Annotated in this window: 8 protein-coding genes; 2 read left to right on the top strand and 6 right to left on the bottom strand. The window is 62.6% G+C overall.

What is annotated here, in order from left to right; translation table 11 throughout:
* Positions 1–35 precede the first annotated feature (35 nt).
* The 6 genes from TMZ1T_RS20485 to TMZ1T_RS21285 form a co-directional block, all read right to left on the bottom strand.
* Positions 36–1490: a lipopolysaccharide biosynthesis protein gene (locus TMZ1T_RS20485; protein ID WP_012584862.1), complete on the bottom strand. Its 1455-nt coding sequence runs from the start codon at positions 1488–1490 to the stop codon at positions 36–38.
* A 334-nt stretch (positions 1491–1824) separates the two neighbouring features.
* Complete coding sequence (locus TMZ1T_RS05460; RefSeq protein ID WP_012584861.1) at positions 1825–3762, bottom strand: acyltransferase family protein; 1938 nt, start codon at positions 3760–3762, stop codon at positions 1825–1827.
* A 335-nt stretch (positions 3763–4097) separates the two neighbouring features.
* Positions 4098–5375 (bottom strand): Vi polysaccharide biosynthesis UDP-N-acetylglucosamine C-6 dehydrogenase TviB, encoded by a 1278-nt coding sequence (tviB, locus tag TMZ1T_RS05455; RefSeq protein ID WP_012584860.1) that lies wholly within the window; start codon positions 5373–5375, stop codon positions 4098–4100.
* A gap of 297 nt (positions 5376–5672) precedes the next feature.
* Positions 5673–7865 carry a polysaccharide biosynthesis tyrosine autokinase gene (locus TMZ1T_RS05450; RefSeq protein WP_012584859.1) on the bottom strand — a complete coding sequence of 731 codons (2193 nt, stop codon included), beginning with the start codon at positions 7863–7865 and terminating at the stop codon, positions 5673–5675.
* 436 nt (positions 7866–8301) lie between these two features.
* Positions 8302–9597, bottom strand: coding sequence for a polysaccharide export protein (locus tag TMZ1T_RS05445; protein ID WP_004308818.1), 1296 nt, complete (start codon positions 9595–9597; stop codon positions 8302–8304).
* The gene (locus TMZ1T_RS21285) at positions 9594–9749 is read right to left on the bottom strand and encodes a hypothetical protein (protein ID WP_157277038.1); all 156 of its coding nucleotides are present in this window, start codon (positions 9747–9749) and stop codon (positions 9594–9596) included. Before TMZ1T_RS21285 ends, TMZ1T_RS05445 begins: the two co-directional genes overlap by 4 nt.
* Positions 9750–11048: 1299 nt before the next feature.
* Here TMZ1T_RS21285 and TMZ1T_RS05440 point away from each other — a divergent pair.
* Positions 11049–11264, top strand: a complete 216-nt coding sequence (locus TMZ1T_RS05440; protein WP_012584858.1) for a hypothetical protein — start codon at positions 11049–11051, stop codon at positions 11262–11264.
* A 303-nt stretch (positions 11265–11567) separates the two neighbouring features.
* On the top strand, positions 11568–14303 hold the full coding sequence (gene mbhE / locus TMZ1T_RS05435) for a hydrogen gas-evolving membrane-bound hydrogenase subunit E (RefSeq protein ID WP_012584857.1): 2736 nt from the start codon (positions 11568–11570) through the stop codon (positions 14301–14303).

Here is a 14303-nt window from a genome sequence, read left to right as displayed (position 1 = left end):
GAAAATAATGCAACAACATATTCTTGCAATCTAAATCAAAACCGCTTCAACTTCTTTACGAGCCATACTCCCTCCGCCCCAAGGAACATATTCGGAAAGACGTAAGAAAGGCAGCCCAAAGATATAACCGAAAGCCCAGCACCCACGACTAGCATCAAAAGTGGCACCAAATCACCGTGGGCAATGATCTTAACCAGTAGGGAGGTGCAAAGCACAACCCCACCAGTAGCAAGACCTGGAACTAGAAGCTTCATGTTTTGCCCCCAAGAAACGGGGATAACTCTACCCAGCAGGTGTGCCGTAAGAAAATAGTTAACTAGGACGGAGAGGCCGACACCTACAGAAACACCGTTTAGCCCCCACGAAGCCCCCGCAATTGAAAATGAAACTACAGCCGAGGCATAGACCCACTGAATCGTAGCTAATTGAAAAACTCTGCCTGCAGCTTTGATGAGTGATTCATTGAGCTTGTAGGCAGTTCGAAAGAATAAAACTGCAATTAAAATCTGAAAAGGCGCTACCACATCGTGCCATTGTGAGCCCAGAATAGTCTTTACAATTTCATCACCGAAAACAATCGAAAAAGCCATCAACGGAAAGGTTAGCAACGCCACGAGAGCAAAACCTTTCTCATAAACACTCTGCAACTGCTTCTTATCTTCTTGAATCAAAGAAAGAGTCGGAAAAAGAACCTTCTCCAAGACAGTGCCGATCAGATTTGTCGGCAACATAAGAAGCTGATAGGCGCGGCTATAAACACCGAGCGATGTCACCCCCAACAGCTTCCCAACGATAACGTAGTCGCCTTGCGTTGCTAGATAGTTACCCACTTTCGCTAAAGTTAGACCCGACCCGAAGCGAACAAGCCCTTTCAGCACCCCTAAGCGAAGAGAAGGTCGTAAGCTGTGCGAGGATGCGATATATACCAAGCTCGAAAACAAGAAGGCCTGCGCAAGAAATCCGTAAGCCAAAGCACTCGCACCAAGGCCAGCGTAAGCGAGCACTAAGCTCACCAGCCCATATCCAAACAGATACGAAGTGACACGAGCTCCCATGAGCTCTTTAAATCTAAGGCTTCTTTGCAGCGATGATTCAGAGACTACCCCAAAGCCAACGATTGGAAAAACAAAGGCTAAGATTCTGACCAGATCGCCCAATCCATCGATAGCATAAAAGGATTGAATTTCATCAGAAATATAAAATATTCCGGAGCAAATAAAAGCACCTGACAGCATGGATAACGTCCAAGCTACGCGCTTGTGCTCTACGGTTACTGACTCCGACTGGACCAATGCTTGCCCGACCCCCATCTGAGAGAAAATAGTCGAGAGGCTCACGACTGTCAGCGCTGCCGTGACTTGACCAAACTCCGATGGAGTTAGTAGGCGCGATAGGGCAACGAGCAATAGAAACTGCAGGAAGACCTGAGCACCAGTTCCAAAAGCTACCCACAGCACGCCATTTGATACTTTTTTAAACAAACTCGTCATCGGGACTTCCAGGGGATTTAGCCTGCCGCGTAGCTTTGGCTTTGACTTTAAATCCTAATAGTAATTGACGCTTAACTCTAATTGCATTAAGAACACCCGGAAAGGCATGATTTTGCAATCACCGCTCTTAGATTAGACGCCATTTCTAGGCCTACTGGGAGAGGCTCGATCAATGCTTGAGCCAATTAGGCATTCCACCTTATCCAATTAATTAAAAACCAGTACTCAGGCGCACCAGGAAATATTTACTAAGCGACAATGCAAGCAATGAAATCTTCAGAAGTCGTGAAGAGATTGACAAAGGCGCCACCGGCAACTACGGCATAATCAAGCATTACTGGTGAGTCGGGCGCTTGCCCACATAGTCATTAAGCAACCTAAAGTGGTGCGATCTAACGAAAGCACTTGCGGCTGCTTGAGAGCCAAGAATACTAATATGGCGTCCATCAAGGCTAAATGGGACACCGGATGAGGTGATCGCTGCTGGCTGGCCATCAACATTGAATAGCACATCTCGATCAACGAAGAGAACATTCTCGAAATTTCCAGCAAACCTCTTAATAGCCTCGTTCGCGACTAGATTTTTCTTATCACTAGCAAAGGGAATTTTTGTTATATCAAACTCGTAACCACGCATCAAACTACGCTGATATTGCTTTAGAGGACTGCTATCAAACGCCTTTGGTGAGGGCATAACAATCACGAGATCTACAATCGAGGCGGCATACTCTATGACCCTCAACGAGTCCTCAATTTTGCCTTTCTCTTGGACGTCGCCCCAAGCGCCGGCGAATATTGCAATTTCATAGTCTTTGAGATTGGACTTCAGGTATGACCGATTAAAAAGGCATTGCTTGAACGCACGACTACTCGGTGGCCCCGTAAACCCTTCCCCCAGTGAGGGGTAACACCAATTTGTTGTCACAGAGTGAATACTGATCTTTGCCTCACGCCCAGCCTTATCCCACAGCGGCTCATACTGACCTGCATGTGAGTCCCCGAAAAGAATCGCTTTCACGTTCGATTCTTTGTCACCAAGGAAGCAATTCAGCGCATCTGCGCCGTACGAAAGGCCACGCATAGAATCAATACTATAAAAACACCATCCATTATTCACTCTAGGTAGGTCAGCACCCTCTACGCGTGGAACACGACTGGAAAACCCACCGGTCCGATGACCGATTGCGCCAATAATCACAAAGAAGATGCTAAAAAACAAAGCTAACAGAAATACAGTCCTTCGACTTATTTTGGCTCGAGATCTGAACGGGTTTTCTACATAGCGCCAGCTAATGTAAGCCAGCAACAAAGAGAGAACGGCAAGTGTCGTAAGAATTGTTCCGCTCGGTTCGCCTAGCGACAGATGGCGAGCAAACGAAAACAAAGGCTGATGCCACAAATAGGCACTGTAGCTAATCAGACCGACACCGACCAGCGGCTTAATACTAAGAATTCGACCAACATATGTTTCACTAGACGCAAAAAGAATAATCAACGCAGTGCCTAGCGTCGGCGCGAGGGTGTGCAAGCTGGGGAAAGTAGTCTCACGTGTGTATGCAAAAACTGCATAAATTAAAAGAGTTAGCCCGACCCAACTAAGAAGCTCCTGAAACCGAAGAGAGAGTCTTGGTGGCGCCTTTGCAGTCAACCAAAGCGCTGTTAACCCACCTATTAACAACTCCCAGCCACGAGTCGGCAAGAGATAAAATGCAGCAGGAGGGTTGGTAACAGAGCTCCATTCTGCCAAAACCAAGCTGGCGGTTCCGACTATGGCCATTAGCGCCAGAATCCATTTCCTTCCGAATCGCCACACGGTCATCAAAAAGAGCGGAAAGAGTACGTAGTACTGCTCTTCGACAGCCAGACTCCAGGTATGCAGGAGTGGCTTTAGCTCAGCGGCTGTATCGAAGTAATCAACCTCACTCCAGAAGAGAATATTTGAGGAAAATAACGCAACCGCCGCAAGGCTTTGTGAGAAGTCCTTCATGTCGCCTGGCAGCAGCCAGAACCAAGCAAACGGCAAGCAAACCAACATCACAAGAAACAGTGCTGGCAAGATGCGTCTAGCACGTCTCTCATAGAAACCAACAATCGAAAATTTCTCTTGTTCGAACTCCTGAAGAAGAATTGTCGTTATGAGGTAACCGCTGATCACAAAGAAAACATCAACGCCCACAAAGCCGCCGCTGAATGTTTCGAAACCAGCATGAAAGAAAATAACGGGAAGAACCGCAAACGCTCTAAGCCCATCTATTTCGCGCCGATAAAGCATAAAGGCCTAGCCTTTCTATAAATAGATCGCAGCTGCTTTTAATGATTTTTCAACAACAAAACCGGCAGGGCCAAAAAATCAAACCACGCACACTCGCAAGGATTTAAAACAATTTTCTTGCGCTACGAAGGATGAGGCGCGCTATCCACGGAACGCCAATATTCTTTTAGGGAGGCACTTTCTTGCAATCAAGATTATTTTCGCCGCTCACGCTTTGGCGTTGCGAATTAATGCTTTGGGTTGTCAAGAACATAGCTTGTGCGCACCCCTTAGAAATTTCTTTAATAAAATCTCAAAAGGATGCGCGATACAGAAACTGAAAGAATGTCTGACCGTTAAAGTCGCAGATCCGCCGCATTCCTCGGCATCACATACTTGAGGTCATACACCACATGTTCCGGCTTGCCGAGCGCGCGGATGGCCTCGGCTCCCATGTCCTTGAACTGCTGATGCGCCACGCCGACGATGATCGCGTCGTAGGCGCCGGGCTCCGGCTTGTCGATCGGAGTGAGCCCGTATTCGTGCTGGGCCTCGGCCACGTCCACCCACGGGTCGTACACGTCGGCCTGGATGTTGTACTCGCCGAGTTCCTTGACGATGTCGACGATGCGGGTGTTGCGCAGGTCCGGGCAGTTTTCCTTGAAGGTGAGGCCCATGACCAGCACGCGCGCGCCTTCGACGGTGATGCGGCGCTTGAGCATGGCCTTGACGAGCTGCGACACCACGTAGGCGCCCATGCCGTCGTTGAGGCGGCGGCCGGCGAGGATGATCTCGGGGTGGTAGCCGATGGACTGCGCCTTGTGGGTGAGGTAGTAGGGGTCCACGCCGATGCAGTGGCCGCCGACCAGGCCCGGACGGAAGGGCAGGAAGTTCCACTTGCTGCCGGCGGCCTGCAGCACGGCCTCGGTGTCGATGCCCATCTTGTTGAAGATGATGGCCAGCTCGTTGATGAGGGCGATGTTGACGTCGCGCTGGGTGTTCTCGATGACCTTGGCGGCTTCGGCCACCTTGATGCTTTCGGCCTTGTGGGTGCCGACGACGATGATCTGGCGGTAGAGCTGGTCGACCAGCTCGGCCACTTCGGGGGTGGAGCCGGAGGTGACCTTCTTGATGGTGGAGACGCGGTGTTCCTTGTCGCCCGGGTTGATGCGCTCGGGGCTGTAGCCGGCGTAGAAGTCGACGTTGAATTTGAGGCCGGAAAACTTCTCCAGCACCGGGACGCAGTCTTCCTCAGTGGCGCCGGGGTAGACCGTGGATTCGTAGATGACGATGTCGCCCTTCTTGAGCACCTTGCCGATGGTCTCGCTGGCCTTGACCAGCGGGGTGAGGTCGGGCTGCTTGTGCTCGTCGATGGGGGTGGGGACGGTGACGATGAAGGTGTTGCAGGCGGCGAGGTCCTGCAGGTTGGCGCTGTATTGCAGGCCGGTGGCTTCGCGCAGTTCTTCGTCGGAGACCTCGAGGGTGGCGTCGTGGCCGGTCTTGAGGGCGTCGATGCGGGCCTGGTTGATGTCGAAGCCGACGACGGAGCGCTTCTTGGCGAATTCGACCGCGAGCGGCAGGCCGACGTAACCGAGGCCGATGATGGCGAGCTTGAGGGTGTCGAGGGTGTGCATGATGGTGTCGAGTGGAAGTGAAGGTGGGAAGGTTTTGGAGGTTTAGGGTTTGGGTTTTGGTTTTGTAGGAGCGACGCAAGTCGCGATTCAGGCGGTTCCGGGTGCGGCCAAGTTGGGCGTGGGCGGGTCGGGATGGCGGCTATCGCGACTTGCGTCGCTCCCACAGGGGTGTAGTGGCGGGGGCTCGGAGGTGGCTATCGCGACTTGCGTCGCTCCCACAGGGGGTGTGGTTCTCGTAGGAGCGACGCAAGTCGCGATTTGGGCCGCCCGGATCGTCTCGGGCGCCCCAATCGATCCTCACGCCTTGTACTTGTACTGGTAGTGATACCCCTCGTACCCGAAGCGATGCCGTTGTCGGGTGAGGTCGAAGCCGTTGAACACGAATCCCTTGACCTCCACGCCGGCCTGGTCGAAGCGCTTGATGGCCTGCTCGAGCTCGCGCACCGGGTGGCGGCCGGCGCGGGCGACCAGGAGGGTGGCGCCGACCTGGCGGCCGATGATGGCGGCGTCGGACACGGCGAGCACCGGGGGCGCGTCGATGATGAGCACGTCGCACTGCTTTTCGAGCTCGGCGAGCAGCGCGGCGAAGCGCGGGTGCATGAGGAGCTCGGACGGGTTGGGCGGGATCTGGCCGGTGGTGACGAGGGAGAAGTTGTCGATGCCGGTGGGCTTGACGATCTGCTCGATGCTGGCGGCGCCCATGATGTAGTCGGACACGCCCACACCGCGGCCGATGCCGAAGGCCTTGTTGATGTGGCCCTTGCGCAGGTCGCCGTCGACCAGCATGACGCGCTTGCCGGCCTGGGCGAGCACGGCGCCGAGGTTCTTGCTGATGAAGCTCTTGCCCACGCCGGGCGCCGGGCCGGTGATGAGCACCGAGCCCTTCTCGGCGCCGAGCAGCGCGAAGTGCAGCGTGGTGCGCAGGCTGCGCAGGCTCTCCATGGCGTCGTCGTCGGGGTGGGCGGTGGCGAGGAGCTGGCCCTTGTCGGTCTTGCCGCGGGCGATGGCGCGCGACAGCACGGCTTCGTCCTTGCTGTCGGGCACGGTGGCGTACACCGGCAGCGAGAGCTCGCGCTCGATGGTCTGCGGGTCTTCGACGACCACGCGCAGGCTGCGGATGGCCCACACCAGGCCGAGCGAGCCGAGCACGCCGAGCACGCCCGAGAGCAGCAGGATGAGCGCCTTGCGCGGCGCGACCGGCAGCGGCGCGGTGGCGGCGGGGTCGATCACGCGCACGTCGCCGACGGTGCCGGCGCGCGCCACGCGCAGCTGCTGGGCGCTGTTGAGCAGGTTGGTGTAGAGCGCGGTGGCGACCTCGACGTCGCGGCGCAGGCGCAGCGCGGTCTGCTGGGTGTCGGGGAGGCGATTGACGTCCTTGTCGAGGGTGCCGCGCACGGCGCGCAGGCGGCCGAGCTGCGAGTCGATGGCCTTGACCTGGGGGTGCTCGGGGGTGAAGCGCTGGCGCAGCTCGTCGCGCTTTTGCTGGAGCTCGACGACGTCGGCGTCCACCTTGACGATGGAGCTGAGCACCGACTGGGTCTCGAGGGTGAGGTCAACCGAGCCGCGGGTCTGGCGGTAGTCGTTGTAGGCGGCTTCGGCGGTGTCGAGCTGGGCCTTGAGCTCGGGGAGCTGCTTTTCGAGGAAGGCCAGGGTGGCGTCGGCCTCGGCGGAGCGGTATTCGACGTTCTGGCGCACGTAGGCGTTGAGGACTTCGTTGAGCAGGCGCTCGGCTTCGGCGCGGTCGGCGTCGCTGTAGGCGGCTTCGATCACGTTGGACTGGCGGGCGCGCTCGCGCACTTCGAGGTCTTCGCGCAGGGCGGCGATGGCCTGGATCTGGCTGATGCGGGCGAGATCGAAATGGGTGCCGGGGCGGGCGACGAGCTCGGCGACGAAGAGCGTGGTCTTGCCGTCGGCGCTGCTGGCGGGCTGGCCGACGCTGCCGTCGAGCAGGGGCTGGTCCTGGTCGTCGTAGAGGGTGAAGCCGCCGTTGTCGCCGGCGATGAGGGTGAGCGGCAGGCCGACCAGGTAGGACGGCACCTCGAGGGTCTGCACGGTGATGCGCTCGCCGCCCCAGGCGTAGCTGCCCAGGCCGAGCAGCGGCGCGGCGGGCTGGTCGCCGTTATAGCGGCGCGCGAGGGCGCGGCCGAAGATGGGGAAGTAGTCGGGGGTGGCGCGGATGTCGAGGCGCAGGCGCTCGACCACGCGGCCGAGGATCATGCGCGAGCGCAGGATCTCGAGCTCGGCGGTGACCGAGCTGTTCTCGCCGAGCACGGCCTCGACGTCGCGCAGCGCGGCCAGCCCGCCCTTGGGCCCCTTGCTGTCCTGCACCTGCACCAGCCCGTCGGCGCGGTAGATGGGCGTGGACACGAAGGCCACCACCGCGCCGATGAAGACGGCGAAGAAGGTGACGGCGAGGATCAGCCACTTGTATTCGAGCAGGACGGCGATGATCTCGCCCAGGTTGATGAAGTCGTCCCGGTCGTCGCGCATGGACTTGGCGCGGACAGGATTCCCGACTTCAGCCACGGCGGAGGGTGCAGTTTCTCGACGCAAGGGTGTAGGTTCCTGTTGTGTAGTTGTGTGTTGCCAATCAATTTCCGTAGGAGCGACGCAGTCCGCGATCCCCGCGCCCCATCCGACTCCCCGTAGGAGCGACGCAAGTCGCGATCCCCGCGCCCCATCCGACTCCCCGTGGGAGCGACGCAAGTCGCGATCCCAGCGCCTCCATCCGACTCCCCGTAGGAGCGACGCAAGTCGCGATCCCAGCGCCCCCTCCGGCTCCCCGTGGGAGCGACGCAAGTCGCGATCCCAGCGCCCCCATTGCGCGCCGCGGCTCATCGAACGCGACGATCGCGACTTGCGTCGCTCCTACAAGAACCGTGCAAAGCCCGTTCCGTCGCGGGAATCGGGCCGGCGCGGTTCCTTGTTACTGCCGGCCGCCGAACAGCGGATACCGCGTCTCGCTGGTGAGCTGCAGCATCTGCGAGGTCGGCAGGATGTTGCTGACCACGCGGTTCCAGCGCGCGATCGCCGCCACATCGACATACACCACGTCCCGCGGCAGCAGCGGGAAGCGCTCGGCCAGCAGCAGCGCGTCGGGGGAGCGGGCGTTGAGGTGGAAGAGCTCGGCGCTGCCGTTGTCGCTGCGCATCACATACACCCAGGCCGGGTCGGACGTGCTCTGGTTGACGAAGCCGGCGTCGGACAGCGCCTCGGCGAGCGTGGTGCGGCGCTTGTTCATGACGAACGAGCCCGGGTTGCGCACCTCGCCGAGCACGAAGACCTTGTTGAGCTGGCGGTCGGGCACGTTGATGATGTCGCCCGGCTGCAGCAGCACGTTCTGGCTGACGTCGCCCTCTTCGTACAGCGCCTGCAGGTCGACCCGCCAGGTCTGCCCGTTGCGGGTGAGCAGCACGTTGCCGTGGTCGGCCTCTTCGGTGATGTTGCCGGCGCGGTTGATGGCCTCGACCAGGGTCATGCGGATGTCGTCGATCGGCTGCAGGCCGGGCTTGGCGACTTCGCCGACGACATACACGCGCTTGCTGCGGAAGGAGACGATGCGCACGTCGAGCTGGACGTTTTCGATGACGCTGGCCATGCGCTTGGCGAGGACCTGGCGCACCTCGCGGGTGGTGAGGCCGGCGACCTTCACCACGCCGGCGAAGGGGAAGAAGATGGTGCCGTCTTCGGCGACCAGGGTGCCGGACTGCTCGGCCGAGCGGTAGGAGCCGGCCGGGATGGTGATCTCGGGGTGGTCCCAGACGATGACGTTGATGATGTCGCCGGGGCCGAGCTTGTAGTCCTGGTAGTCGAAGCCGGGGATCTTCTTGGGATCGCTCGCGCGGGTGGCGGTCTGGCCGCCGGCCTTGCCGCTGCGGAAGCGCGACTCCTTGGCCTGGTGCTGTTCGATGATCAGCTCGGCGGTGATGGGCTTGAGCTTGACGTTGGCCGGGACGGTGTCGGTGCCCTCGGTGACCGGCAGCGGCACGCTGGACTCCTCGCGCATGAGGCTGCCGCTGGTGCCGGGGATGAGGGTGCAGCCGCCGATGGCTGCGGCGGCGAAGGCGATCACGGCCGTGCGGACGAGACCGCCGCTGCGGATGGCGTCCGCGCGGGTGGCGGGACCGGCCGCGCGGGCGTCAAGGCCACTGGCGTCGGTGGCGCGCACGGCGCCATTGGATGCGCCGCAGTGGGCGATCCGGTCGGTGGTGAAGCGACTCATCGAAAACCCCGTTCGAGTTTTGCGGCTTGCCCCGCGCGCGCCTCGGCGGCGGCGTCGCGACATGCCGGCATGTTTGCTTGCACGATATGCGTTTCGGGTGCCTTGCCGATGATGCCCGGATCGAGGCGTGGAGCCGGTTCCAGGGGGGTCATCGCAGGCAACTCGGCGCCGTGGTTTACAGCAAAAAACGCGCCAGCAAATAATGCATTGCACCAAACCAGTGTCGAGTCAGTGCGTTACGGAGAGGTTAAAGCCCCCGCGCCGCGCCGCTCCGATCTGCTGTCCGAGCAAAGTGTAAAGATTCCCGACACCTTGTGGACCATGCCACGCGCAGCCCCTGAGGAACTATTCCTCATTGCTGCGTTGCAGCACCCAAGTTGGGCGAATTGTAGGGGATTACGCCAGCATGCGCAAAACCGCCCCGCCCGGATCGCGTCTCCCGCCGCCCGGATCGCGACTTGCGTCGCTCCTACAGCCCCTCCCGAAGCGCGCCGGTTTTCGTGGGAGCGACGCAAGTCGCGATTGCAGCCTTCCCGCTCCGACCACGCCCACCACCACCGCACCGCCCGATCGCGACTTGCGTCGCTCCTACAACACCTGCGGAGGCGCGCCGGTTTTCGTGGGAGCGACGCAAGTCGCGATTGCAGCCTTCCCGCTCCGACCACGCCCACCGCCACCGCACCACCCGATCGCGACTTGCGTCGCTCCTACAGCCCCTCCCGAGGCGCGCCGGTTTTCGTGGGAGCGACGCAAGTCGCGATTGCAGCCTTCCCGCCTCGACCACGCCCACCACCACCGCACCGCCTGATCGCGACTTGCGTCGCTCCTACAACACCTGCGGAGGCGCGCCGGTTTTCGTGGGAGCGACGCAAGTCGCGATTGCAGCTTTCCCGCCCCGACCACGCCCACCACCACCGCACCGCCTGATCGCGACTTGCGTCGCTCCTACAACACCTGCGGAGGCGCGCCGGTTTTCGTGGGAGCGACGCAAGTCGCGATTGCAGCCTTCCCGCCCCGACCACGCCCATCGCCACCGCACCGCCTGATCGCGACTTGCGTCGCTCCTACAGCCCCTCCCGAAGCGCGCCGGTTTTCGTGGGAGCGACGCAAGTCGCGATTGCAGCCTTCCCGCCCCGACCACGCCCACCACCACCGCACCGCCCGATCGCGACTTGCGTCGCTCCTACGAAAACCATGCCAACGCCTGTGGCCCGATGTCGTTCAGCGCCGGCGGCGATCTTCGGCCGTGGCCCGGTGCGGTTCGGCGCTGGCGGGGCCGATAGGCGGCCTTGGCGGAAAAATTGGCTGAAGCTTGATCCTGGTCAACCTTTGTCCATATTCACGCTGCGTTTGCGCAACAAGCACCTAGATTGGAAGCGAACAGTTCGTGAAATAAGTCACGGTTTTCCGACTCTACCGAGAAGAGACCGCGACATTGGAAGGAGACCATCATGTGTACATTCGACGCCCCGATCGCCCGTTGCGAAGCCATGAATCAAATGGTGCTGCTGGACGAAACCCGTAGGGAATGCGCTTTCGAACATGGCTGCCCGCCCGGTCAGAAATGCCCGCTGAACGGCTGCTTCGCTCGCCAGAGCGGCCTCTACGACGCCCACCCGGAAATCGGCGCGCACGGCCAGCCGCGCGTTGCCCACCACGCACACTAGGGCCCGGCCCGGCATCCGCGCTCCCCGCCGCAAGGAGGGGGAGCGCGTTGCCGCTTCCCGTTTTCCCCGCTTCACCACTGCCCCGCCTCCCCGCCTCCCCGCCTCCCCGCCTCCCCCGCTTCACCGCTTCTCCCGCTTCTCCCGCTTCTCCCGCTTCTCCCCGCCCCCCCTCCCGCCGTTTTGCGGAACCCCGCCCGCAAGCCGACGGTCAGTCTCCGGACAGAAACACGCAAGGCGTGCCCGATCGGCGCGCTGGCTTCGTTTGGGAGACTTCATCTTGACCAGCACCTGCCGGGGTAGGACGTGCTTGCCAGCATCGGCCTGATCGCCTTCGCGATGCTGGCCGCGGTGCCGCTGGTCGGCCGCCTCGGCGAGCGCGCGGGCTGGGTGCTCGCGCTGGCGCCGCTGGCGGCCTTTGTCCACTTTCTCGTCCACATGCCGACCGTCGCCGGCGGCGGGGTCGTCACGTCCAGCCTGGCCTGGGTGCCGGCGCTGGGGGTGGAGCTCGCCTTCCGGCTCGACGGGCTGTCGCTGCTGTTCGCGCTGCTGATCACCGGCATCGGCACGCTGATCGTGCTCTATGCCGGCGCCTATCTCTCCGACCACCACCACCTCGGCCGCTTCCACGCCTGCCTGCTCGGCTTCATGGCGGCCATGCTCGGGCTGGTGCTGGCGGACGACCTGATCGCGATGTTCGTGTTCTGGGAGCTGACCAGCGTCTGCTCCTTCCTGCTCATCGCCTTCCAGCACGACAAGGCGGAGTCGCGCCGCGCGGCGCTGCAGGCGCTGCTGATCACCGGTGGCGGCGGGCTGGCGCTGCTCGCGGGGCTGATCCTGCTCGGCAGCGTGGGCGGGAGCTGGCAGTTCTCCGGGCTGTCGGGCGAGGCGATCGCCGAGCACGCGCTCTACCCCGCGATCCTCGCGCTGGTGCTGATCGGCGCCTTCACCAAGTCGGCGCAGCTGCCCTTCCACCTCTGGCTGCCCAACGCGATGGCGGCGCCCACGCCGGTGTCGGCCTACCTGCACTCGGCGACGATGGTGAAGGCCGGGGTGTATCTGCTCGCGCGCCTCAACCCGGCGCTCGGGGGCTCGACGAGCTGGGGGACGATCCTGATCACCGTGGGCGCCGCCACCGCGCTGGTCGGCGCGGTGCTGGCGATCCGCCAGACCGACCTCAAGCGCGTGCTGGCCTACACGACGGTGACCGTGCTCGGCCAGCTCGTAATGCTGCTCGGCACCAACACCCACTACGGCCTGCAGGCCTTCGCGATCTACCTGGTGGCGCACGCGTTCTACAAGGCGGCGCTGTTCATGGCGGTGGGCGCCATCGACCACGCCACCGGCACGCGCCAGATCGCGCTGCTGGGCGGGCTGATCCGCCACATGCCGCTGACCGGCTTCGCGGTGGCGCTGGCGGCCTTCTCCAATGCCGGGCTGCCGCCCTTCTTCGGCTTCATCGCCAAGGAGTTCAAGTACGCCGGGCTGATCGAGCTCGGCGTAGCGGGCTGGGTCACCACCGCGGTGATGATCCTCACCAACGCGCTGCTGCTGACCGCCGCCGGCCTCGTCTTCGTGCGCGCCTTCCTCGGCCGCGAGGGGCGCTACCCGCAGCCGCCGCACGAGGTGAGCCTGCCGATGTGGCTGGGGCCGATGCTGCTGGCGATCGGTGGCTTCGTGTTCGGCGCCTTCAACAACCTCGCCGAGGTGTGGCTGATCGACGCCGCGGTGCAGGCGGTGTCGCGCGCCACGGTGCCGGTGAACCTGTATCTGTGGGGCGGCGTCACCCCGGCCCTGCTCGCCAGCCTGCTCACCGTGGCGCTGGGGGTGTTCTTCTACCTGCAGCGCACCCGCCTGCGCCGCCGCCTGTCGCTGTGGCGCGTGCTGTGGCGGGTGAGCGGCGACCGCATCTGGGACCGCCTGCTGAAGCGCGTGTTCGTGTTCGCCGGCGGCGTGGCCGACCGCTTCCAGCACGGCTCGCTGCGCCAGCACATCAGCGCGCTGGTGCTGGCGATCGCCGGCTGCGCGCTGATCGGGCTGTTCGCCTCGACCGGCGACGGCCTTGCCTGGCCGCAGGCCACCAGCCCGATCAACCTCGCCGCGGCGCTCGGCTGCGTGCTCGCGGTGGCGGGCGCGGCCGCCGCCGCAGTGAGCCCCGGCCGCGTCGCGCTGGTCGCCACGCTGGGGGCGAGCGGGCTGGGCATGGCGCTGTTCTTCCTCGCCGCGCGCGCGCCCGACGTGGCGATCACGCAGCTGATGGTCGAGACCCTGACGGTGATCTTCCTCGCCCTGGTGCTGCGCCGCCTGCCGCCGACCCGCCTGGTGGGTTCGCGCAAGCCGGCGGCGAAGCGCTTCCACGCCGTGGTGGCGATCGTGATCGGCGCGGTGGTGGCGGCGATGATGCTGACCACGGTGAGCCAGCCGCTCCCCGGCGACATCGCGCGCTGGTACCTGGACAACAGCCTGCCGGGCGGCCACGGCGCCAACGTGGTGAATGTGATCCTGGTGGACTTCCGCGCGCTCGACACGCTCGGCGAGATCCTCGTCGTCGGGCTGGCCGGGCTGGCGGCGGCCGGGCTGCTCGCCGGCGGCGACCCCGGCGCGCGGACGCGCGGCGCGACCGCGGGCAGCGCGGACTTCGGCTCGGTGCTGCTGCGTCAGGGCATCCTGCCGCTGTCGGCGCTGCTCGCCCTGGTGGCGCTGATGCTGCTGTGGCGCGGCCACAACCTGCCCGGGGGCGGCTTCATCGGCGGCCTGGTGGCGGCGAGCGCGGCGGTGCTGGTGGCGCTCGCCTTCGGCACCACGCGGGCGCGCGCGCTGCTGCGCGTGCCGCCGCTGGCGATGCTGGCGGGCGGGCTGGGGGTCGCGGCCTGCGCCGGGCTGGTGGGGCTGTTCCACGGCGGCCCCTTCCTCGCCGGCCACTGGATCTTCCCCGCCGGGCTGGCGCTGGGCACGCCGCTGCTGTTCGACCTCGGGGTGTTCCTGACCGTGCTCGGCGCGGTGCTGCACGTGCTGCTCGGCGTGCTCGAGCGGGAGGACTGA

It is taken from the genome of Thauera aminoaromatica (assembly GCF_000021765.1).
GTDB lineage: Bacteria > Pseudomonadota > Gammaproteobacteria > Burkholderiales > Rhodocyclaceae > Thauera > Thauera aminoaromatica.
The sequence above is the reverse complement of the archived record's forward strand: the minus strand, read 5'-3'. Positions and strand labels throughout refer to the sequence as shown.

What these genes read in the sequence shown, in the direction of transcription:
- TMZ1T_RS05450 (WP_012584859.1), bottom strand. Translation starts at nt 7,865, where the DNA reads ATGCGCGACGACCGGGACGACTTCATCAACCTGGGCGAGATCATCGCC.
- TMZ1T_RS05440 (WP_012584858.1), top strand. Translation starts at nt 11,049, where the DNA reads ATGTGTACATTCGACGCCCCGATCGCCCGTTGCGAAGCCATGAATCAA.
- tviB (WP_012584860.1), bottom strand. Translation starts at nt 5,375, where the DNA reads ATGCACACCCTCGACACCCTCAAGCTCGCCATCATCGGCCTCGGTTAC.
- TMZ1T_RS21285 (WP_157277038.1), bottom strand. Translation starts at nt 9,749, where the DNA reads ATGACCCCCCTGGAACCGGCTCCACGCCTCGATCCGGGCATCATCGGC.
- TMZ1T_RS05460 (WP_012584861.1), bottom strand. Translation starts at nt 3,762, where the DNA reads ATGCTTTATCGGCGCGAAATAGATGGGCTTAGAGCGTTTGCGGTTCTT.
- TMZ1T_RS05445 (WP_004308818.1), bottom strand. Translation starts at nt 9,597, where the DNA reads ATGAGTCGCTTCACCACCGACCGGATCGCCCACTGCGGCGCATCCAAT.
- TMZ1T_RS20485 (WP_012584862.1), bottom strand. Translation starts at nt 1,490, where the DNA reads ATGACGAGTTTGTTTAAAAAAGTATCAAATGGCGTGCTGTGGGTAGCT.